This window comes from Caulobacter segnis (assembly GCF_003243465.1).
GTDB lineage: Bacteria > Pseudomonadota > Alphaproteobacteria > Caulobacterales > Caulobacteraceae > Caulobacter > Caulobacter segnis_A.
Genome location: NZ_QFQZ01000011.1, coordinates 46,363 through 65,368, shown reverse-complemented (window position 1 = coordinate 65,368; position 19,006 = coordinate 46,363). Strand labels below are relative to the sequence as shown.

The 19,006-nt window shown below is 66.7% G+C and carries 16 protein-coding genes, 1 tRNA gene and 2 riboswitches; of the genes, 15 read left to right on the top strand and 2 right to left on the bottom strand.

Annotated elements, in window-relative coordinates:
• Nucleotides 1-68 precede the first annotated feature (68 nt).
• From DI526_RS05645 to DI526_RS05630, 4 genes are all read left to right on the top strand, one after another.
• Complete coding sequence (locus DI526_RS05645; protein WP_304275190.1) at nt 69-1,076, top strand: ABC transporter substrate-binding protein; 1,008 nt, start codon at nt 69-71, stop codon at nt 1,074-1,076.
• Nucleotides 1,077-1,343: 267 nt separating this feature from the next.
• Nucleotides 1,344-1,432, top strand: a riboswitch (glycine riboswitch).
• A gap of 3 nt (nt 1,433-1,435) precedes the next feature.
• Nucleotides 1,436-1,527, top strand: a riboswitch (glycine riboswitch).
• Nucleotides 1,528-1,658: 131 nt separating this feature from the next.
• Complete coding sequence (locus tag DI526_RS05640) at nt 1,659-4,364, top strand: TonB-dependent receptor domain-containing protein (RefSeq protein ID WP_304275151.1); 2,706 nt, start codon at nt 1,659-1,661, stop codon at nt 4,362-4,364.
• 85 nt (nt 4,365-4,449) lie between these two features.
• Complete coding sequence (locus DI526_RS05635; RefSeq protein ID WP_304275149.1) at nt 4,450-6,399, top strand: prolyl oligopeptidase family serine peptidase; 1,950 nt, start codon at nt 4,450-4,452, stop codon at nt 6,397-6,399.
• 72 nt (nt 6,400-6,471) lie between these two features.
• Nucleotides 6,472-7,434, top strand: coding sequence for an amidohydrolase family protein (locus DI526_RS05630; RefSeq protein WP_304275187.1), 963 nt, complete (start codon nt 6,472-6,474; stop codon nt 7,432-7,434).
• 245 nt (nt 7,435-7,679) lie between these two features.
• Here the strand turns inward: DI526_RS05630 and DI526_RS05625 are convergent.
• A tRNA-Ser gene (locus tag DI526_RS05625) sits at nt 7,680-7,769 on the bottom strand.
• Between the two features lie 127 nt (nt 7,770-7,896).
• Between DI526_RS05625 and DI526_RS05620 the strand changes: the two genes are divergently transcribed.
• The 7 genes from DI526_RS05620 to DI526_RS05590 all read left to right on the top strand — a co-directional run bounded on the left by DI526_RS05620 (nt 7,897) and on the right by DI526_RS05590 (nt 13,402).
• Nucleotides 7,897-8,889, top strand: coding sequence for a septal ring lytic transglycosylase RlpA family protein (locus DI526_RS05620; protein ID WP_304275146.1), 993 nt, complete (start codon nt 7,897-7,899; stop codon nt 8,887-8,889).
• A gap of 41 nt (nt 8,890-8,930) precedes the next feature.
• Nucleotides 8,931-9,557: a dTMP kinase gene (tmk, locus tag DI526_RS05615; protein WP_304275141.1), complete on the top strand. Its 627-nt coding sequence runs from the start codon at nt 8,931-8,933 to the stop codon at nt 9,555-9,557.
• Entirely contained in the window at nt 9,554-10,564 is a 1,011-nt protein-coding gene (locus tag DI526_RS05610) for a DNA polymerase III subunit delta' (protein WP_304275184.1), read from the top strand. Before tmk ends, DI526_RS05610 begins: the two co-directional genes overlap by 4 nt.
• The gene (locus DI526_RS05605) at nt 10,561-11,349 is read left to right on the top strand and encodes a TatD family hydrolase (protein WP_304275139.1); all 789 of its coding nucleotides are present in this window, start codon (nt 10,561-10,563) and stop codon (nt 11,347-11,349) included. The genes DI526_RS05610 and DI526_RS05605 overlap by 4 nt, the downstream gene beginning before the upstream one ends.
• On the top strand, nt 11,346-12,167 hold the full coding sequence (locus DI526_RS05600; protein ID WP_304275136.1) for an MBL fold metallo-hydrolase: 822 nt from the start codon (nt 11,346-11,348) through the stop codon (nt 12,165-12,167). The genes DI526_RS05605 and DI526_RS05600 overlap by 4 nt, the downstream gene beginning before the upstream one ends.
• A 124-nt stretch (nt 12,168-12,291) precedes the next feature.
• Complete coding sequence (locus DI526_RS05595; protein ID WP_013079239.1) at nt 12,292-12,498, top strand: hypothetical protein; 207 nt, start codon at nt 12,292-12,294, stop codon at nt 12,496-12,498.
• Nucleotides 12,499-12,622: 124 nt separating this feature from the next.
• Complete coding sequence (locus tag DI526_RS05590) at nt 12,623-13,402, top strand: DUF1080 domain-containing protein (protein WP_304275128.1); 780 nt, start codon at nt 12,623-12,625, stop codon at nt 13,400-13,402.
• On the opposite strand, the gene DI526_RS05585 is transcribed toward DI526_RS05590, so the two are convergent.
• Complete coding sequence (locus DI526_RS05585; protein WP_304275127.1) at nt 13,399-14,406, bottom strand: LacI family DNA-binding transcriptional regulator; 1,008 nt, start codon at nt 14,404-14,406, stop codon at nt 13,399-13,401. The genes DI526_RS05590 and DI526_RS05585 overlap by 4 nt on opposite strands.
• Nucleotides 14,407-14,585: 179 nt before the next feature.
• Here DI526_RS05585 and DI526_RS05580 point away from each other — a divergent pair, with 179 nt between their 5' ends.
• Genes DI526_RS05580 through DI526_RS05565 form a run of 4 tightly spaced genes read left to right on the top strand, consistent with a single transcriptional unit; the run spans nt 14,586 to nt 18,990 of the window.
• The gene (locus DI526_RS05580) at nt 14,586-15,833 is read left to right on the top strand and encodes an MFS transporter (RefSeq protein WP_304275125.1); all 1,248 of its coding nucleotides are present in this window, start codon (nt 14,586-14,588) and stop codon (nt 15,831-15,833) included.
• Between the two features lie 18 nt (nt 15,834-15,851).
• Entirely contained in the window at nt 15,852-16,805 is a 954-nt protein-coding gene (locus DI526_RS05575; protein ID WP_304275123.1) for a sugar phosphate isomerase/epimerase, read from the top strand.
• Nucleotides 16,805-17,935, top strand: a complete 1,131-nt coding sequence (locus DI526_RS05570; protein ID WP_304275121.1) for a Gfo/Idh/MocA family protein — start codon at nt 16,805-16,807, stop codon at nt 17,933-17,935. The genes DI526_RS05575 and DI526_RS05570 overlap by 1 nt, the downstream gene beginning before the upstream one ends.
• Nucleotides 17,935-18,990 (top strand): sugar phosphate isomerase/epimerase, encoded by a 1,056-nt coding sequence (locus DI526_RS05565; RefSeq protein WP_304275118.1) that lies wholly within the window; start codon nt 17,935-17,937, stop codon nt 18,988-18,990. The genes DI526_RS05570 and DI526_RS05565 overlap by 1 nt, the downstream gene beginning before the upstream one ends.
• The last annotated feature ends 16 nt before the right edge of the window (nt 18,991-19,006 follow it).

Here is a 19,006-nt window from a genome sequence, read left to right as displayed (position 1 = left end):
AGGTCAAGAGACGGGGTCTCTTCGCCGGGGCCACCGCATGCCTGCTAAGCGCGGTGGTCTTGGCGGGCATGACCGGCTGCGGGCCCGCGGCGCCGGGGCAAGCGACGCGCGGCGCCGACGTGCGGGCCGCCACCCGCGAGGGCGAGGTCGTCGTCTATATCAACAACGACGTTCAGCAGCCGCTGGTCGACGACTTCGAGAGGCGTTTTCCTAAGGTCAAGTTGCGGTTCGTCGTTCTGACCTCGCGCGACATGCAGACGCGGGTGATCGAGGAGGCCACGAACGGCGAGCCGGTCGCGGACGTTGTCTGGACCTCGGCGATGGACACCCAGGTCAAGCTGATCAACGACGGCTACGCCCAAACCTACGATAGCCCGGAGGCTCGAAACCTCCCTGCCTGGGCGCGGTGGCGCGACCAGGGGTTTGGCGTCACCAGCGAACCGATCGTCTTCGTCTACAACAAAAGGCTGCTGAAGCCCGGCGAGGTTCCGCGCAGCCATGCCGCTTTGCTGGCCGCCCTCCGCGGCGATCCCGAACGCTGGCGCGGCAAGGTGGCGCTGTACGATCCTGAGCGCAGCGGCATGGGCTTCTTTTACCTGTCCAGCAACACCCAGTTCTATCCGGACGCCTGGACGCTGTACGACGCTATCGCCGCGACCGGCGCGCCGACCTATGTGCCCGCCAAACCGATTCTGGATCGGGTGGCGTCGGGCGAGCACCTGCTGGCCTTCGACATGAGCGGCTCCTATGCCGATTGGTACGTGCGCAATCACGCCGCCGACACGGCCTATGTCGTGCCGGAGGACTATCACCTATCGATCTCGCGCGTGGCCTTCATCACGCGGGCGGCCCGCCACCCGAGCGCCGCGCGGGTGTTTCTGGACTACCTGATGTCTGAGGGCGGGCAGCGCTCCTTGCTTGAGGCGCGCCTGACGCCGATCCGCTCCGGCATGGGCGCTGGCGACCCAGCGGGCGGGCGACCGGTGAAAGTCGGACCCGCTTTGCTCGCCAATTTCGATCAGGGGCGAAGGGCTGAACTCCTGGCCCGCTGGCGGCGCGCCCAGCCTGAACATTGATATGTGTTCAATCTACGTGCAGTTGTTGCCTAAAGGATTAGCATTTTCTCTTCGATTGCCGAGAGGAGCGCGTCCTGAAGGAACTTCTCGCCAGCGACCAATCTGTCACCGACCTGTCACGTGACGGTCGTGGTGCGACGGCCTCATTCCGGCGCGCCTCGCAAGATCGGCGCTGCTGGGCGATCCTTCCCTCCCGTCGATCTCTAGCGGCATTTTCTGCCGCTAAGGCCGGCTTTGACGGGATCGGCCGAACGGTTCGTATTGGCCTGGCTCTCGCGGAAGAGATCGGGTTCGACCCGACGCCGAAGGCGCAACCGCCCCGGAAACGCTCAGGCAACAGGGACCGCAGAGCAAGAGGACGCTGGAAAGCAGGATCGCTCCGTTCGTGGGCGACCTCGCCGAAGGAGCAAGGGCGCGTGTGCGCCTGAATCTCTCAGGCCAAGGGACAGCGGGGGCAGAGGAACCGCCTGAGCGAGGTCTCCGGAAGCTGGTCTTCCCGGCGACGCGCGCCTGCCGGTTGCCGCGCCGCGGCGACCCAGGAGAGGGCGACTGTCGACTGCTGAGAAACAGAGGGGATCTCGTTTGACTCTTTCACGCCAAACCCGCCGAAGCCTGCTGCTGGGTTGCAGCCTCGTTCCCGCCGTCGTGGCTCTGCACGGCGCCGCGCTCGCCCAGGAGGCGGCCAAGTCCGAGGAAGCGACGAGCGTCGGCGAAATCGTCGTCACGGCCTCGCGCATCGACCGAGCCGGCTTCGAAGCGCCGACCCCGACGGTGCGCGTCACCGCTCAGGACCTGAGCGTCGGCGCGCGTCCGAACATCGCGGCCGCGCTCAATGACCTGCCGCAGTTCCGCGCCACCACGTCGCCTCAGACCACGGGCACCAACACCGGCGCGGGGAACGCGCCCGTCGACCTGCGCGGCCTGGGCATCAGCCGCACCCTGGTGCTGCTCAACGGCCGTCGCTTCTCGGGCGACAACGACCTGAACCTGATCCCGAGCGTCCTGACCAAGGGCGTGGACGTGGTGACCGGCGGCGCCTCGGCGGCCTGGGGTTCGGGCGCCGTGGCCGGCGTCGTGAACATCACCATCGACCGCACCTTCACCGGCCTGAAGCTGGGCGTGGAGGGCGGCGAGTCCTCGTTCCACGACGCTAAGCAGGTTCGCCTCGAAGGCGCGGCCGGCAAGGCCTTCGCCGACGGCCGCGGCCACTTCGTGATCGGCGCTGAATATCTGGACAACGACGGGGTGATCCCGAAGGACAGCCGTCCGAACATCGGCCGTTGGGCAACGGTCTCGAACGGCGCGGGCCGCTTCATTCTGGCGCCGAACGTGGGCTTCTCCAACGCCGCGCCTGGCGGCCTGATCATGTCGGGCGTGCTGAAGGGCAAGACCTTCAATCCCGACGGCACTCTGCGCGATTTCAACTACGGCACGGTCGTCGGAACCAACACGGTCGGCGGCGAAGGCCCGTCCAACGACGACCTGTCGCCCCTGGTCACGCCGCAGAAGCGCTACGCCTCCATGGCCGGCGTCACCTATGACCTGACCGACAAGGTCAAGCTGACGGCAGAGCTGCGCCGCTCGCGGATGTGGAACAACTACATCTGGTTCGGCGACCACAACCGCGGCAACCTGACGATCAAGTCGGACAACGCCTTCCTGCCTGCCGCCGTGAAGTCGGCCCTGGCCGCGGCCGGCCAGACCTCGTTCACCATGGGTCGCTTCAACACCGAAGCCTATCCGACGATCGATTTCGAACGCGTCTCGACCCAAGGCACCATCGCGCTGGATGGAGAGTTCGGTGACGGCTGGCGCTGGAGCGCCTACTACAGCCACGGCGAAAACGAGAACAATATCGACACGCCCGGGTTCTTCCTGACCCAGAACTACGCCAACGCCGTGGACTCGGTGATCAGCCCGACCACGGGCCAGCCGATCTGCCGGGTCGCTCTGACCAACGCCTCGACCAGCTGCGTCCCAATCAACCTGTTCGGTCAGGGCGCGCCCTCCAAGGCGGCGCTGGACTATGTGACCGGCACGCCCAGCCAGCGCGAGACCAGCAAGCTGGACGTCGGCGGCTTCAGCCTGCGCGGCGAGCCCTTCAGCCTGCCGGCTGGCCCTGTCTCGATCGCCGTCGGCGCCGAGGCGCGCAAGGAGTCGATCGACCGCACCGTGGGCGCGCTGGACGCGGCCAAGGCGTTCACGACGTTCAGCTTCTCGGCCATGTCGGGCAGCTACAGCGTCAAGGAAGGCTTCGCCGAGGTCCTGGTCCCGGTCATCCGCGACGTTCCGGTCTTCAACAAGCTGGAAGTCAACGCCGCGGCCCGCATCTCAGACTACAACACCACCGGCTCGATCTGGTCGTGGAAGCTGGGCGCCACCAACGAGTTCTTCCCGGGCTTCCGGGGCCGGATCACCAAGTCGCGTGACATCCGCTCGGCCAATCTGAGCGAACTCTTCACGACCAGCACGACCGGCTACAACACGATCGTCGACCAGAAGACCAACTCCAGCGTCTATGTGCTGACCAACGGCGGCGGTAATCCGAACCTGACGCCCGAGACGGCCAAGACTTTCACGACCGGCTTCGCCTATTCGCCGCCGGCCCTGCCGGGCTTCAACATCTCGGTCGACTACTTCGACATCGACATCGACAACGTGATCACCACGGTCTCGGCCCAGGACATCGTCACGCGTTGCAACAACGGCAATGCCGACATGTGCTCGCGGGTCACCCGCGACGCCAGCGGCACGATCAGCCGGATCGTCTCGACCTACGTCAACCTGGCCAATTACAAGACCGATGGCGTCGACGCCGAGATCTCGTACGCGACCGCGTTTGACCGGATCATCCCCAACGCCCCGGGCCGCATCCGCGCCCGCTGGCTGATGACCTGGGTCAATAGCCTGACCACCAACGACAAGGTCAGCAAGATCGAGTACGTGAAGTCGCAGGGCTATTCGTTCGGCCTGGGCACGCCCAAGACCCGGATGACCGGCAGCCTCGACTGGTCGGGCCAGGTGTTCAGCGCCAACCTGCGCGCTCGCTACATCTCGGCGGGCGACTACAACCGCACCGTCGACCTCGTGAACGGCCACATCAAGGCCTACACCTATGTCGATCTCGGCGTGCAGGCCAAGCTGCCCGAGGTGATGGGCCACGAGGTCCAGCTGTACGCCAACGCCACCAACCTCTTCGACAAGGCCCCGCCGGTCAGCTCGCTGTACTCGCCGTACTACGACGTGATCGGTCGCTATGTGACTGTCGGCGCGCGGATGCGTTTCTAAGCCCGCCCGACACCGCGCCGCCGGCCGCTTCCCCCCCAGCGTCCCCCGCCGGCGGCGCACCCTCCTTTTTCCGAGGCGTTCCCTTATGATCTCCCGTCACTCCCTGGCGCTGGGCCTGCTGGCCTGCGCCGCCGTGGCTCCGTTCGCCACGACATCGGCCCAGACCGTCGCGCCGCCGGCCGCCATGGTCCTCGATGGCGCGCCAGCCATTCCCCAGGAGCTGGTCGCCGCCACCGCGCCCTATCTTCAGGCCCGGCACGCCAACTTCCTCGGCTGGAACGCGGCCGACCGCTCGATGCTGATCAAGACCCGCTTCGGCGGCTCGGATCAGGTGCACGTGGTGGCCAAGCCCGACGGCGACCGTCGTCAGATCAGCTTCGAGAACGAGCCAATCCTGGCCGCGGCCCTGTCGCCCAAGGGCGACACGCTGGTGATCCAGAAGGACAAGGGCGGCGACGAGTTCTACCAGCTCTACGTGCTGGAAGCGGGGCGTCCGCGCCTGATCACCGACGGCAAGAGCCGCAACTGGTTCGGCGCCTGGTCGCATGACGGCAAGCTGGTCGGCTACGCCTCGTCGCGCCGCAACGGCGCGGACATGGATCTCTATGTCGTCGATCCCAAGGATCCGAAGACCGATCGCCGGGTGGCCGAGGTCAGCGGCGGCGGCTGGAACATCGCCGACTTCTCGGCGGATGGGTCGAAAGCGCTGGTCCTGAACCGCATGTCGGTCAACGAGGCGATGGTCTACGAGCTGGATCTGGCGAGCGGCAAGCTGAAGCCGCTCACCGATCCGAAGGCCAAGGTGTCGTACGTGGATCCCAAGTACGCCGCCGACGGCTCGGTCTGGCTCACCTCGAACAAGGGGTCGGACTTCCAGCGCCTGGGCAAGCTGGACGGGAAGGGCGGCTTCGTCGCGGTATCGAAGGAGCCGCGCTGGGACGTCAGCGACTACGCGATCTCGCCGGACGGCGCCTTCGCCGTCTACGCGATCAACGAGGCGGGCGTCTCCCGCGTGCGGGTGCTGGACATCGCCACGGGAGCGGTGCGGCCGATCACGGGCCTGCCGGCCGGCGTGATCCCCTACAGCATCGGTCCGGCGATCGACATCGCGCCGTGGGGGCAGATCGGCCTCAGCATGGCTTCGGCGAAGGTGCCGGGCGACGCCTTCTCGATCGACCCCAAGACCCTCGCCGTCACCCAGTGGACCCACAGCGAGACCGGCGGCCTCGACCCGAGCCTCAATGTCGAGCCGCGCCTCGTGGGGGTGAAGAGCTTCGACGGCGAGACGGTGTCGGGCTTCCTGTACCAGCCCGACCCGGCCAAGTTCCCTGGCAAGCGCCCACTGATCGTCGACATTCACGGCGGCCCCGAGGGGCAGACGCGTCCCGATTTCCTCGGACCCAACAACTATCTGCTCAACGAGCTGGGCGTGGCGCTGTTCTTCCCGAACGTGCGCGGCTCCACCGGCTACGGCGCGCGGTTCGTCAATCTCGACAACGGTCCGTTCAAACGCGAGGACTCGGTCAGGGACATCGGGGCGTTCCTCGACGTCCTGGAGAAGGACCCCGCGCTGGACGCCAGCCGGTTCGCCGTCAACGGCGTCTCCTACGGCGGCTACATGTGCTACGCCTCGGCCACGCACTACAGCCCGCGCCTGAAGGGCGCCAACTGCTACGTCGCGATCTCCAACTTCGTCACCTTCCTGGAGAACACCCAGGCCTATCGCCGCGACCTGCGGCGGGTGGAGTACGGCGACGAGCGCGATCCCAAGCAGCGCGAGCAGCTGATGAAGATCTCGCCCCTGACCAGCGTCAGCAAGATCACCACGCCGCTGCTAGTGGCCACGGGGGGAACCGACCCCCGCGTGCCGCCGTCCGAAGCCGAACAGATGATCAAGGCTGTTCGGGCCAACGGCGGTTCGGTCTGGCACGTGCTGGCCAAGAACGAGGGTCACGTTTTCCGCAAGAAGGAGAACGAGGACTACTACTTCTGGACCAGCATCATGTTCTGGCGAAAGACGCTGCTGGGCCAATAGCCAGCGGGCGAGGGGCGCGGGCCTGACCGGCCGCGCCCTTTTCAACTTGCCGCTGGGAGGATAGCGGGCGTGATGTCTCTGCGATGCGGCGCGCTGGCGGGCGTGCTGTTGCTGTCCGGCAAAGCCTGGGCCGGGCCGGCTGTCGATCACCATATGCACGTTCATTCGCCGGCGATCCTGGACATCCTGCCGGCCTATTGCGCCAGCCCAATGCGCAAGAGCCCCTGTGACCCGCGCTTCACCGCCCCGCTGACGGTCGATGACGCGCTGAAGGCGATGGACGAGGCGGGAATCCGCAAGGGCTGGCTGATGTCGACCGCGTATCTGGCCGAGAGCCCGCTGGCCGAATCCAGACCGGATGCGACCCTGGTCTTGCGCAAGGCCAATGACTTCACCGTCGGACTGGCCCGGCGGCGTCCCGATCGTCTCGCCGCCTTCGTGAGCGTCAACCCGACGGCTCCTGACGCCTTGGCGGAGATCGCCCGCTGGCGCGGCGATCCGGCGGTGACCGGATTGAAGCTGCACCTGACGAATTCCGGCGTCGACCTACGTGATCCTGAGCAGGCCACCAAGCTAGCGGCGGTGTTCCGCGCGGCGGCGGTCAACCGCTGGACGATCATGATCCACATGCGCACAGCCGCAGCGGACTACGGTGCGCGCGATGTCGGCGTGTTTCTCGATCAGGTGCTGCCCGCTGCGGGAGATACGCCAGTGGTCATCGCCCACGCGGCCGGCTGGGGCGGGATCGACGCCGTGACGCTGGACGCCTTGAGCGCCTTCGCCGACGCGCTCGGTCGCGACCCGCGGTTCGGCCGGCATCTTCGTTTCGACCTGGCCCAGGTCTTCACCGAAAAGACGACGGCGGAGGACAGGACGGCCATGGCCCAGCTGATCCGCCGCATCGGACCTGACCATTTCGTGGCCGGATCAGACTGGCCGTTCTCCGGCGATTTAAAGCGCTACTACGCTAAAGCGTACGGCGGCGCGGACCTGTCGCCGACCGAGTGGGCCGTGATCCTCGCGGCGCAGCCTTAGGCGCGAAGGGACCGCTACGCGAGTCTTCGAGCGCGTTTACTAACCTCGCGGCGCTGTATCGCTCTGTGTGTGAGCGCCGGCCGGCCAGAGCTCGATTCGCCGGCCTGAAGCACCAGCGATGATCTTAACCCTGTCGTCAGCAGCTGAGACACACCTAAGCCGGAAACAATCCAGCCGGATGAAAACTTGCGCGCGGGGCCGGCGGAGCCCTTATGCTTCTGAGAATGCTGAATAAATTGAATTCTTGGCGGACAGGGTGGGATTCGAACCCACGGTAGGCTTCCACCTACGGCGGTTTTCAAGACCGCTGCCTTAAACCACTCGGCCACCTGTCCGGAGCAGGCGGCTATATCAGCGCGGCAGGGTCTTAACCAGACGCCAAAGACTATTAACCAGACTTCAAAACAATTCGCTCACCCTGTTACGCTGAGAGGGGCGCGCCTCTCGTCTAGGCGGTTGCGCATGGACCAGAACATCGATCGCATCTGGCGGCTGGTCCGCATCCACGGGCTCTTCGTTCTCGCGGCGCTCAGCCTCGCCGCCTGTGCCACGCCCAAATACGACGTAGGCCGCCCCGCGATCGGCGCCCGTAATAGCGCGCCGCGCGCCAGTGACATGATCGGCTCCAACGGCAAACCCCTGCGCGGCACCGAAAAGCCCTATCAGATCAACGGCGTCTGGTACTATCCGAAGGAAGACCGCGACTATAACGTCGTCGGGATCGGCTCCTGGTATGGCGAGCAGTTCCACAATCGCCGCACCGCCAACGGCGAAGTCTTCGACATGGATATCCCGTCGGCCGCCCATAAGACACTGCCTCTTCCCAGTCTGGTCGAGGTCACGAATCTCGACAACGGCCGGCGGATGATCGTGCGGGTCAATGATCGGGGGCCGTTCGTCGGCGATCGCGTCATCGACCTTTCAAAGGCCGCCGCCGAGGAGCTGGGCTATCGTCGGCAAGGCGTAGCCAAGGTGCGGGTCAGGTATATTGGGCCTGCGCCGAAGAGCATCTTCGATCCGCCGCGTCAGTACGCGCAGGCGACTGTTCGCGCCGATCCGCCGACGCGCAGCTTCGCGGATATTCGGGAGCCGCAGCAGCGCGTTCAGGTTTTGCCGCCGAAGCCCGAGCCAGAATGGTCGACAGCCGCGGCGCCCGAGCTCTCCGCGCCGCCAATCAACCCGCCTGATCCCGTGAAATCGACTCCGGCCACGGCGCCGCCCCCGAAGTCGGGCTTCCGGATACAGGCCGCGGCCTTCGCAAGCCGTGAGAACGCCGAGAAGGCTGTCCAGCAGCTGGCTCTGGCGGGAAGTGCCAGGATCGAGCCGCTGGAGCGCGCCAGCGGCACCCTGTACCGGGTCGTGGTGGCCGCCGGCGACGATGAGGGCGAGGCCTGGAGCCTGCGCCAGCGGGTCGAAGCCTTGGGCTATGCGGGCGCCACGGTTCTTCGTCCCTAGAGCCTCTGGACAAGCCTCGGAATCCGGTCGAATGGAGACCAGTGACTCAGGGCTTCTTCATCAGTTTCGAAGGCGGCGAGGGGGCTGGAAAGTCCACCCAGATCCGCCGCTTGGCCGACCGGCTGCAGGCCGCCGGCCATGACGTCGTCGTGACCCGTGAGCCGGGCGGCAGCCCCGGCGCGGAGGCGATCCGCGAGCTCCTGGTCAATGGCGCCGCCGATCGCTGGTCGCCGGTCACGGAGACCCTGCTGATGTATGCCGCCCGGCGGGATCACGTGGAGCGGGTGATCCGGCCAGCTCTTTCCCGAGGCGCCATCGTCCTCTGCGACCGCTTCGCCGACTCGACGCGCGCCTACCAAGGCGCCGGCGGCGACGCGCCCGCCAGCCTGATCGCCTCTCTAGAGGGCCATGTTCTCGGAGACACGGTTCCAGACCTCACGCTTATTCTCGACCTTCCGGCCGAGGTCGGCCTGCAGCGCGCCGAGGCGCGGGGCGGCGCGGCCCGCTTTGAGTCGAAGGGCCTGGATTTCCACGAACGTCTGCGCGCCGGCTATCTGGAGATCGGGCGGCGCGAGCCAGAACGCTGCGTCGTGATCGAGGCGAACGCCGCTATCGACGACGTGACCGCCGCCATCGGCGAGGCGGTCGACCAGAGGTTGACGCGCTGATGCACGCGCCGGCGCATCCTCGCGACGTCTATACGCTAGACGGTCAATCGGCGGCCGAGGCGGCGTTCCTCGACGCGCTCGATCGCGGACGCCTACACCACGCTTGGCTGCTGACGGGACCGGAAGGCGTGGGCAAGGCGACGTTGGCCTACCGCATGGCGCGGCGTCTGCTGGGCGCGCGGCCCGAGCCGTCGCTCGGCCTGCTGGGCGCCGCGCCGTCCGACGTCGTCAGCCGCCAGGTCGCGGCGCGATCGCATCCCGACCTGATGGTTCTGGAGCGACTGACGGACGACGGCAAGGCGAGGAAGGCCATTCCCGTCGACGAGGCGCGCAAGCTGCCGGAGTTCTTCGCCAACTCGCCGGCTGTCTCGCCCTACCGGGTGGCGATCATCGACGCCGCTGACGACCTGAACGTCAACGCTGCCAACGCCGTGCTCAAGACCTTGGAGGAGCCGCCCGCCCGCGGGGCGATCCTCTTGATCAGCCACGCGCCTGGCAAGCTGCTGCCGACCATCCGTTCCCGCTGCCGCCGCCTGCCGGTTCCGGCGCCGGGCGTGGCCGCCGCGGCCGACATGGTGGAGCGCATGGCCGACCTGCCGCACCGGGAGGCGGAACGTCTGGCGCGGATGGCTCACGGCGCGCCCGGCAAGGCGCTACAGCTGGCCGCTGCGGGCGCGATCGCGATCGACGACGCCGCTAACGAGATCCTGCGGGCTCTGCCGAAGATCGACGAAGGCGCACTGCTGGCCATGGCCGACACCTTCCGAGGCGCGGAAGGCGCGGCGCGCTTCGAGCTGCTGATGGACCGCATGGCCGACCAGGTACGGATCTTCGCTACCCAGGTCGCAGCGGATGGCAAGAACTCGCCCGGTCTCGACCGCTGGGCGGCGGCCTGGGAGAGGCTGTCCAGCGTGCCCGGCGAGGCCGAAGCCGTGAACCTGGACCGAGGCGATGTGTTCTGGAGCGTCATCTCGGACTTGCGCGCGGCGGCCAAGGCGGCGATGTGAGCCGCATGCTCATCGACAGCCATGTGAATCTCCACGCGCCCCAGTTCGCCGAGGACCGCGACGCCGTGATCGCCCGGGCCCGAGAGGCGGGGATCGGCCTCATGGTCACCATCTGCGACAAGGTCTCGGCGTTCGAAGCGGTGCATGAAATCGCCATGACCGAGCCTGACATCTGGTGCACGGTCGGCACGCACCCGCACGAGGCAAAGGAAGATCCCGGCCTCACCGCCGCGTGTCTGGTCGAGCTGGCCCGTCGTCCGCGCGTAATCGGCATCGGCGAGTGCGGCCTCGACTTCCACTACGATCTGTCGCCACGCGATGTGCAGGCCGAGGTCTTCCGACAGCACTGCGTCGCCGCCCGGGAAAGCGGCCTGCCGCTGGTGGTCCACACCCGCGAAGCCGACGACGTGATGGCCGAGATTCTCGAGACCGAGTATGCGGCGGGACCGTTCAAGATCCTAATGCATTGCTACACCAGCGGTCCCGAGCTCGCCCGGCGCGCCGCCGATCTTGGGGCTTGGTTCTCTGTCTCCGGTATCGCCACCTTCAAAGCCGCCGAAGAGGTGAGAGCGCTTATCCGCGATATGCCCGCCGATCGGATCATCGTCGAGACCGACTGTCCGTACCTGGCGCCCGTCCCGATGCGCGGACGCCGCAACGAGCCCGCCTATCTGCCGCATATCTACGACAAGCTGGCCGAAATCCGAGGCTGGAGCCGGTCCGAGACCGAGCAACGCACCGAGGACGCCTTCTTCGCCCTGTTCGATCGGATCCCACACCCATGACCGCCACGCTGGAGTTCACCATCCTGGGCTCCGGCTCTTCCGGCGGCGTTCCCCGCGCCGACGGCAACTGGGGCGATTGCGATCCGGCCGAGCCCAAGAACCATCGCTCGCGCTGTTCTTTGTTGGTGCGGCGACTGGGCGAGGGGGGGCGGCCCCACCAGACGACGGTCATTATCGACACCGCGCCCGACCTGCGTCTTCAAACCGCCGCCGCCAACGTCCGGCGCGTCGATGCGGCGCTCTTCACGCACGATCACGCGGATCAGGCCCACGGCGTCGACGACCTGCGGCCGTTCTTCCTGAACCAGCGTGTCCGCATTCCCACCTACATGGACCAGGCCACGCACGACGGCCTGCTGAGGCGCTTCGAGTACATTTTCCGCACCCAAGGCGGCTATCCCGCGATCTGCGAGCCCAGGCTCCTGCCGCCCCTGGGTCACGACTTCAACCTGTCGGGACCCAGCGGCGACATCTCTGTGCACACCTTTGACGTCGATCACGGTGAGGTCCGCGCCGTTGGTTACAGGATCGGCGACGTAGCCTATACGCCAGACGTCCGCGCTATCCCTGAAAGCAGCTGGGCCGATCTGGCTGATCTCGAGGTTTGGATCGTCGACGCGCTGCGCTGGACGCCGCACCCAACCCACGCCCATGTCGACCTGGCTCTGGAATGGATCGCCAGGGCCAAGCCGAAGCGGGCCATCCTGACGAACCTGCACATCGACCTCGACTACAACGCCTTGGCCGCGCGGCTGCCGCCGGGCGTAGAGCCGGCCTATGACGGCATGCGGTTCCAGATGCCAGCGCTGGACCTGTGATCCAAGCCGATTTCGTTCGAAACTTGGCCCTAAGTAACAGCGTTGAAATACGACCGACCAACAAGACCGTCATACGGACGCGGTAGAGACATCTTTCTCGCGCGTAACTGCTCAACGCTATTCCATGGCCGAAACCGTCACCGCCTCCCGAGAAATTTTTCAGCGCCTGCGGGCGCGTCTGCCCGCCGTCACGCGTGAGCATCTGTTCGAATGCTACGCGATCAGCGAGACCACCTGGACCAAGCTGAGGGACGGCAAGCCGGTCAAACGATCGACCCTGGATCGCATCCTGGTCCGCCTGGAAGCCCTGGACGCGCGCTTCGCAGCCTGATCTCTTCCCGTATGACGCCCAAGCATCGGTCGGGCGGATTGATCGAAGTGCTCTGCGCCCTGCCGCCATGAGCCTTCGTCGATCCGCATTGCCGAATGAAGACAGGGCTGGGAGAGAGCGCACGATGATCCGGTTTGTTCTGGGCGCATTTGGCCTGATGGGTCTTTTCTCGTCATCGTCGGCGCTCGCTCAGGCGCGTCCCGAAGACACGGAGGTCTGGAGCCCGAAGCCGGCCGCCGTGGCGCCCGGGGCTTTGGCCGGCGCGGCGCCGTCCGACGCGATCGTGTTATTCGACGGCAAGTCACTCGATCAGTGGGTGTCGAGCCAAGACAGGTCGCCGGCCAAGTGGACCGTCGGCGACGGCGTGTTCACGGTCGACAAGTCCAGCGGCAACATCGAGACGCGGCGCGCTTTCCAGGATTACCAGTTGCACCTGGAGTGGCGGGTCCCGAAGGACATCCACGGGAGCGGGCAGGGGCGCGGCAACAGCGGCGTCTTCCTCGCGTCCACTGGGTCACGGGACGAGGGTTATGAGGTTCAGATACTCGATTCCTTCGAGAACCAGACCTACGTCAACGGTCAGGCCGCAAGCGTCTACAAGCAGCATCCGCCGCTTGTGAACGCCAGTCGCCGGCCGGGCGAGTGGCAAACCTATGACATCGTCTGGCGCGCGCCGCGCTTCACCGCCACCGGGACCCTGGCCGCCCCGGCGACCGTCACCGTGCTACACAATGGTGTCCTGGTGCAGGACAACGCCGTCCTTGCGGGCGAGACGGTCTACATAGGCAAGCCAGCCTACAAGCCACACCCCCCCGCGCCGATCAAGCTGCAGGCGCATGGCGATCCCAGCAAGCCGATCAGCTTCCGCAATATCTGGGTGCGCGAACTTCCGCCAAGGCCTTAAGGCTGCGGCGCCGAGGTGCTGCCGCGCACGATCAGCTGGTGCGGCAGGGTCACGTTCTGGAGTGTGGTGGCGCGGCCGGCCAGGATGTCGAGCAGAAGGCGCACGACCTCGTGGCCGATCTCCTCCATAGGCTGGCTGACTGTCGTCAGCTGCGGATCGAGGTGGCGGGAAAAGCGGATGTCGTCGAAGCCGACCAGCGAGACCTCGCGCGGACAGGCGAGGCCTCGCCGACGGATCGCTTCCAGCGCTCCCATCGCCATTTCGTCGCTGAAGCAGAAGATCGCGGTCGGAGGGCCGGGCTCGTCCAGCAGCTCGCCGGCCTGCCGTACGCCCGACTCGATCGAGAAGTCGCCGATCGAGATGCGCAGGGCGCTGGCGCGACCGTGACGCTGGGCGGCCGCCAGGACGCCGGACAGGCGGTCGCTGCTGATCGGGCTGGCCAACGGACCCGTCACGACACCGACCCGTGTGTGGCCCAGGCCGTACAGATGCTCCATGACCTCGGCGGCGGCGCCCTCGTTGTCGATGTGGGCGCTGGAGACCGCCAGGCCCGGCCGAAACTCGCAGCCATTGACGATGGGCGCCTTCACCCCCTTGGCGGCGACCATCTCGGCGAGCGTCTCGGGGAGCCGGTGGCCCAGGATGATGAGCCCGTCGGCCTCCTTGCGCCGGAACATGGCCGCATACTGCTCCTCGCGCGCTTCCTCGTGCCGCGTGTCGCCCAAAAGCACAGAATAGCCGGCGGCGAGGGCGGCTTCTTCGACGCCGCGGATGACCTGTGAGAAGAAGGGATTGGAGATATCCGGGACCGTGACCAGGATCTTCTCGGTCCGCAGGGTGCGCAGGCTCTTGGCGGCGAAGTTGGGCTCGTAGCCCAGCTGGGCGACCGCCGCCATCACGCGCTGGCGCGTTGGCTCGATCACCAGCTCGGGGGCGCTGAACACCCGCGAGACCGTGGCCGTCGACACGCCTGCGGCCCGCGCAACATCTTGAATGGTCGCCATCGTGGCGACACTGGCGACTGCTCCGTGGCTTGGCAAGGCGAAGCTCGAGTGGTGAACGCAGGATGAGTCGGTTGCCGAGGGGCACGACCCCTGTTATCCATGATTTCGATTACATCGGAGCGGCTGGGGCATAAATGCACCCGAAACGCCGCCCAGACGGTCGGGGAGGACCAGGGACCATGAAGACGAGCTTCAGGCTCTTCCTGATGATGGTGCTGCAGCTGGCGATCTGGGGCGCCTGGGCGCCGAAGATCTTTCCCTACATGGGCATGCTGGGCTTCGCGCCCTGGCAGCAGTCGCTGGTCGGCAGCGCGTGGGGCGTCGCGGCCCTTGTCGGCATCTTTTTCTCGAACCAGTTCGCGGACCGCAATTTCTCGGCCGAGAGGTTTCTGGCCGCCAGCCACCTGATCGGCGGCCTGGCCCTGGTCGGCACAGCGTTCTCGACCAGCTTCTGGCCGTTCTTCGCCTGCTATCTGATCTTCAGTCTGGTCTATGTGCCAACGCTGTCAGTGACCAACTCGATCGCCTTCGCCAACCTGCGCGATCCCGCCGGCGAGTTCGGCGCCGTGCGCATGGGCGGCACGGTCGGCTGGGTGCTGGTCAGCTGGCCCTTCGTCTTCCTGCTCGGCGCGCACGCCACGGCCGAGCAGACGCGATGGATCTTCCTGGTTGCGGCGATCCTGTCCTTCGCCTTCGCCGCCTATTCGCTGACCCTGCCGCACACCCCGCCGCGCAAGGAAGAGGCGGGGGTCGACAAACTGGCCTGGCGGCGAGCCTTCAAGCTACTGGGCGCCCCGTTCGTGCTGGTGCTGTTCATCGTCACCTTCATCGATTCCGTGATCCACAACGGCTACTTCGTGATGGCCGACGCCTTCCTGACCAACCGCGTCGGGATCGCCGGCAACCTGTCGATGGTCGTGCTGAGCCTCGGGCAGGTCGCCGAAATCCTGACCATGTTCTTCCTGGGGCGCGTCCTGGCGCGGCTAGGCTGGAAGGTCACCATGATCATCGGCGTGCTGGGGCACGCCGCCCGTTTCGCCGTGTTCGCCTTCTTCGCCGACAGCATCCCGGTCATCGTCGCCGTCCAGCTGCTGCACGGGATCTGCTACGCGTTCTTCTTCGCCACGGTCTACATCTTCGTCGACGCCGTGTTCCCCAAGGACGTGCGCTCCAGCGCCCAGGGCCTGTTCAACCTGTTGATCCTGGGCGTCGGTAATGTCGCGGCCAGCTTCCTGTTCCCCGAGCTGATCAGCCGTCTCAGCACGAACGGCCAAGTGGACTACACCAGCCTGTTCATGGTCCCGACCGGCCTCGCCCTGGTCGCGACCCTGCTGCTGGCCATTTTCTTCCGTCCCCCGTCGCGTGGTCCGGTCGCCGAGATGCAAGCCGACGAACCAGTGGGCGCCGCCAGCCCAGCCCAACCTTAAGCCTGAGAGGAAAGCCTCGTGCGCACGACTGCTGACGAAACCCGAGCCGCCGCCCTTTCCAGGCGCGGGCTGATCGCGACCGGCGTGGCCGCCTTGGCGGCGGGCTGGACGAGCGCCGCCGGCGCGGCCGGCAAGACATTCTTCCAGAGCCGCAAGCTGCCGCTGGGCATCCAGCTCTACAGCCTGGGTCCGGATCTGGCTAAGGAGCTCGACGCCCAGCTGGCGACGGTCTCCAAGATCGGCTTCAAGACGGTGGAGCTGGCGGGTTACCTTGGCCGCACCCCGGCGGAACTGCGAGCCGCCTTTGATCGCGCGGGCCTCGCCTGCACCAGCGCCCACGTTCAGCCGAAGGGCGCCGGCCCCACCTTCAGCGGCGACCTGGCCAAGCTCGCTGACGATCTGCACGTGATCGGCGTGAAGACGGCGATCATGCCGATCCTCTACATCCCGGACCGCTTCACCGGCGCCGATCTGCGGAAGGCTGGAACCCAGATGACCGCCGACGACTGGAAGTGGAACGCCGACTTCCTGAACGAGAAGGCGGCCGTCCTGAAGAAGGCCGGTATCGCCACAGGCTACCACAACCATAACTTCGAGCTGGCGCCCCTGGGCGACACCACCGGCATGGACATCCTGCTGAAGGGTACGGATGCGAGCCTGGTGACCTTCGAGATGGACGCCGGCTGGGTGACGGCCGCCGGCCAGGATCCCTTCGCCATGCTGAAGGCGTATCCGGGTCGCTTCACCCATATGCACGTCAAGGACATCAAGCCGACGACCAAGCCGAACTTCGAACTGCGTCAGGATCCCACCGAGGTCGGCTCGGGCATGATCAATTGGCCAAAACTCCTCCCCGCCGCCTATGCGGCCGGCGTGCGCGGCTTCTTCTACGAGCAGGAGCCGCCGTTCGCCCACACGCGGCTGGAGTCTGCCAAGATCAGCTTCGACTACCTGGCCAAGGTCGTCGCCTGATGAGCCTGCGGATGGCTATGGTCGGCGGCGGCCCCGGCTCGTTCATCGGCCCCGTGCATCGCATGGCCGCCGAGCTGGATGGCCGCATACGCCTGGTCGCCGGCGTTTTCAGCCGGGATCCGGCCAAGAACGCGCAGGCCGCGGAGGCCTGGGGCGTTGCTCGCGACCGGGTCTATCCTGACCATCATGCGATGATCGCCGCCGAAGCCGCACGGGCCGATGGGATTCAGCTGGTGTCGGTCGTCACGCCTAACCACCTGCACTTCGATGTTTCCGCCGCGGCCCTGCGCGGTGGACTGAACGTCATCAGCGACAAGCCGGCCACCCTGAACCTGGCTGAGGCCAAGGAATTGGCCGGCATCGTCGCCGCCTCCGGCAAGCGCTACGCCCTGACCTACACCTACACGGGCTATCCAATGGTCCGCGAGGCGCGGGAGATTGTCGCGCGCGGCGACCTCGGCGCCGTCCGCAAGGTGGTCGTGGAGTATTCGCAGGGCTGGCTGTCCCAGCCGTTGGAGCGCGACGCCGACAACAAGCAGGCCAGCTGGCGCGCCGATCCGACGCAGTCCGGCGTCGGCGGCTGCATCGGCGACATCGGGGTCCACGCCTTCAACATCGCCGAATTCGTGACGGGGCGTCGGGTCGAACGCCTGTGCGCCGATGTCGCCACGGTCGTGCCGGGGCGTCCGCTGGACGACGACTGCAACGTGCTCCTGCGCTTCGACAATGGCGCGCGGGGCGTGCTGATCGCCTCGCAGATCAGCGCGGGGGCGCGCAATGGCCTCAAGCTCTGCGTCTACGGGGAGAAGGGCGGCCTGACCTGGTCGCATGAGGATCCCAACGTCCTGACCCTCGATTGGCTGGACGGTCCCAGCCAGGTGCTGCACGCTGGCTCCGGCTATTTGAGCCCGGCCGCCCGTGCGGTGACCCGCCTGCCGACCGGTCATCCCGAGGGCTTTATCGAAGCCTTCGCCAACATCTATCGCGACTTCGCCGACGCCATCGAGGGCGCGGAGGGCGTGCTGGTTCCCGACATCGGCGAGGGCTTGCGGGGTATGGCCTTCGTCGAGCGGGCCGTGGCCGCCAGCCACGAGGACGCCGGCTGGGTGAGCCTGGAAGGAGGCGCGTGATGAAAACGCTCAAGGGACCTGGCATCTTCCTGGCCCAGTTCATCGGCGACAAGCCGCCCTTCGACAAGCTCGAGACCATGGCCAAATGGGTCGCGGACCTCGGCTATGTCGGCGTGCAGATGCCGACGGGCGGGGCGGACTCATTCTTCGACCTCGCGCGCGCGGCCGAGAGCCAAGGCTATTGCGATGACATCGCCGGCCTGCTGGCCGACCATGGCCTGAAGATCACCGAGCTCTCGACCCACCTGCAGGGCCAGCTGGTCGCGGTGCATCCGGCCTATGACGAGCTGTTCGACGGCTTCGCCCCGCCGGAGCTTCGCGGCAAGCCGAAGGAACGCCAGGAATGGGCGGTCGGGCAGGTCAAGGCCGCCGCCGTCGCCAGCCGGCGCCTGGGCCTCAACGCCCACGCCACCTTCTCGGGCGCGCTGGCCTGGCCCTATTTCTATCCGTGGCCGCAACGGCCGGCGGGGTTGGTCGAAGAAGCCTTCGCCGAGCTTGGTCGGCGCTGGAAACCGATCCTGGACGTCTTCGAGGAGAACGGCGTCGACGCCTGTTACGAGATCCATCCGGGCGAGGACCTGCATGACGGCGCGACCTTCGAGCGGTTCCTGGACGAGGTGGGCGGCCACCCGCGCGCCAACATCCTGTACGATCCCAGCCACCTGGTGCTGCAGCAGCTGGACTATCTCGGCTACATCGATCGCTACCACGAGCGGATCAAGGCGTTCCACGTCAAGGACGCCGAGTTCCGCCCCTCGGCCCAGGCCGGTGTCTATGGCGGCTATCTGGGTTGGGCCGAGCGCCCAGGCCGGTTCCGCTCCTTGGGTGATGGCCAGGTGGACTTCAAGGCTATCTTCTCGAAGCTGGCCCAGTACGACTACGACGGCTGGGCGGTGCTTGAGTGGGAATGCGCGTTGAAACATCCCGAACAGGGCGCCCGAGAAGGCGCGCCATTCATTCGCGACCACATCATCCAGGTGACGGACAAGGCGTTTGACGACTTCGCCGGCGGCGCATCCCATCCTGGTCGCAACCGCCGCCTTCTGGGCCTATAGCCGCCGATTCCGACGG

Bases quoted from the DNA above. Each gene is read 5' to 3' on its own strand.
- DI526_RS05595 (WP_013079239.1), top strand. From the start codon at position 12,292: ATGGCCGAAACCGTCACCGCCTCCCGAGAAATTTTTCAGCGCCTGCGG.
- DI526_RS05600 (WP_304275136.1), top strand. From the start codon at position 11,346: ATGACCGCCACGCTGGAGTTCACCATCCTGGGCTCCGGCTCTTCCGGC.
- DI526_RS05635 (WP_304275149.1), top strand. From the start codon at position 4,450: ATGATCTCCCGTCACTCCCTGGCGCTGGGCCTGCTGGCCTGCGCCGCC.
- DI526_RS05645 (WP_304275190.1), top strand. From the start codon at position 69: ATGACCGGCTGCGGGCCCGCGGCGCCGGGGCAAGCGACGCGCGGCGCC.
- DI526_RS05585 (WP_304275127.1), bottom strand. From the start codon at position 14,406: ATGGCGACCATTCAAGATGTTGCGCGGGCCGCAGGCGTGTCGACGGCC.
- DI526_RS05570 (WP_304275121.1), top strand. From the start codon at position 16,805: ATGAGCCTGCGGATGGCTATGGTCGGCGGCGGCCCCGGCTCGTTCATC.
- DI526_RS05565 (WP_304275118.1), top strand. From the start codon at position 17,935: ATGAAAACGCTCAAGGGACCTGGCATCTTCCTGGCCCAGTTCATCGGC.
- DI526_RS05590 (WP_304275128.1), top strand. From the start codon at position 12,623: ATGATCCGGTTTGTTCTGGGCGCATTTGGCCTGATGGGTCTTTTCTCG.
- DI526_RS05620 (WP_304275146.1), top strand. From the start codon at position 7,897: ATGGACCAGAACATCGATCGCATCTGGCGGCTGGTCCGCATCCACGGG.
- DI526_RS05580 (WP_304275125.1), top strand. From the start codon at position 14,586: ATGAAGACGAGCTTCAGGCTCTTCCTGATGATGGTGCTGCAGCTGGCG.
- DI526_RS05630 (WP_304275187.1), top strand. From the start codon at position 6,472: ATGTCTCTGCGATGCGGCGCGCTGGCGGGCGTGCTGTTGCTGTCCGGC.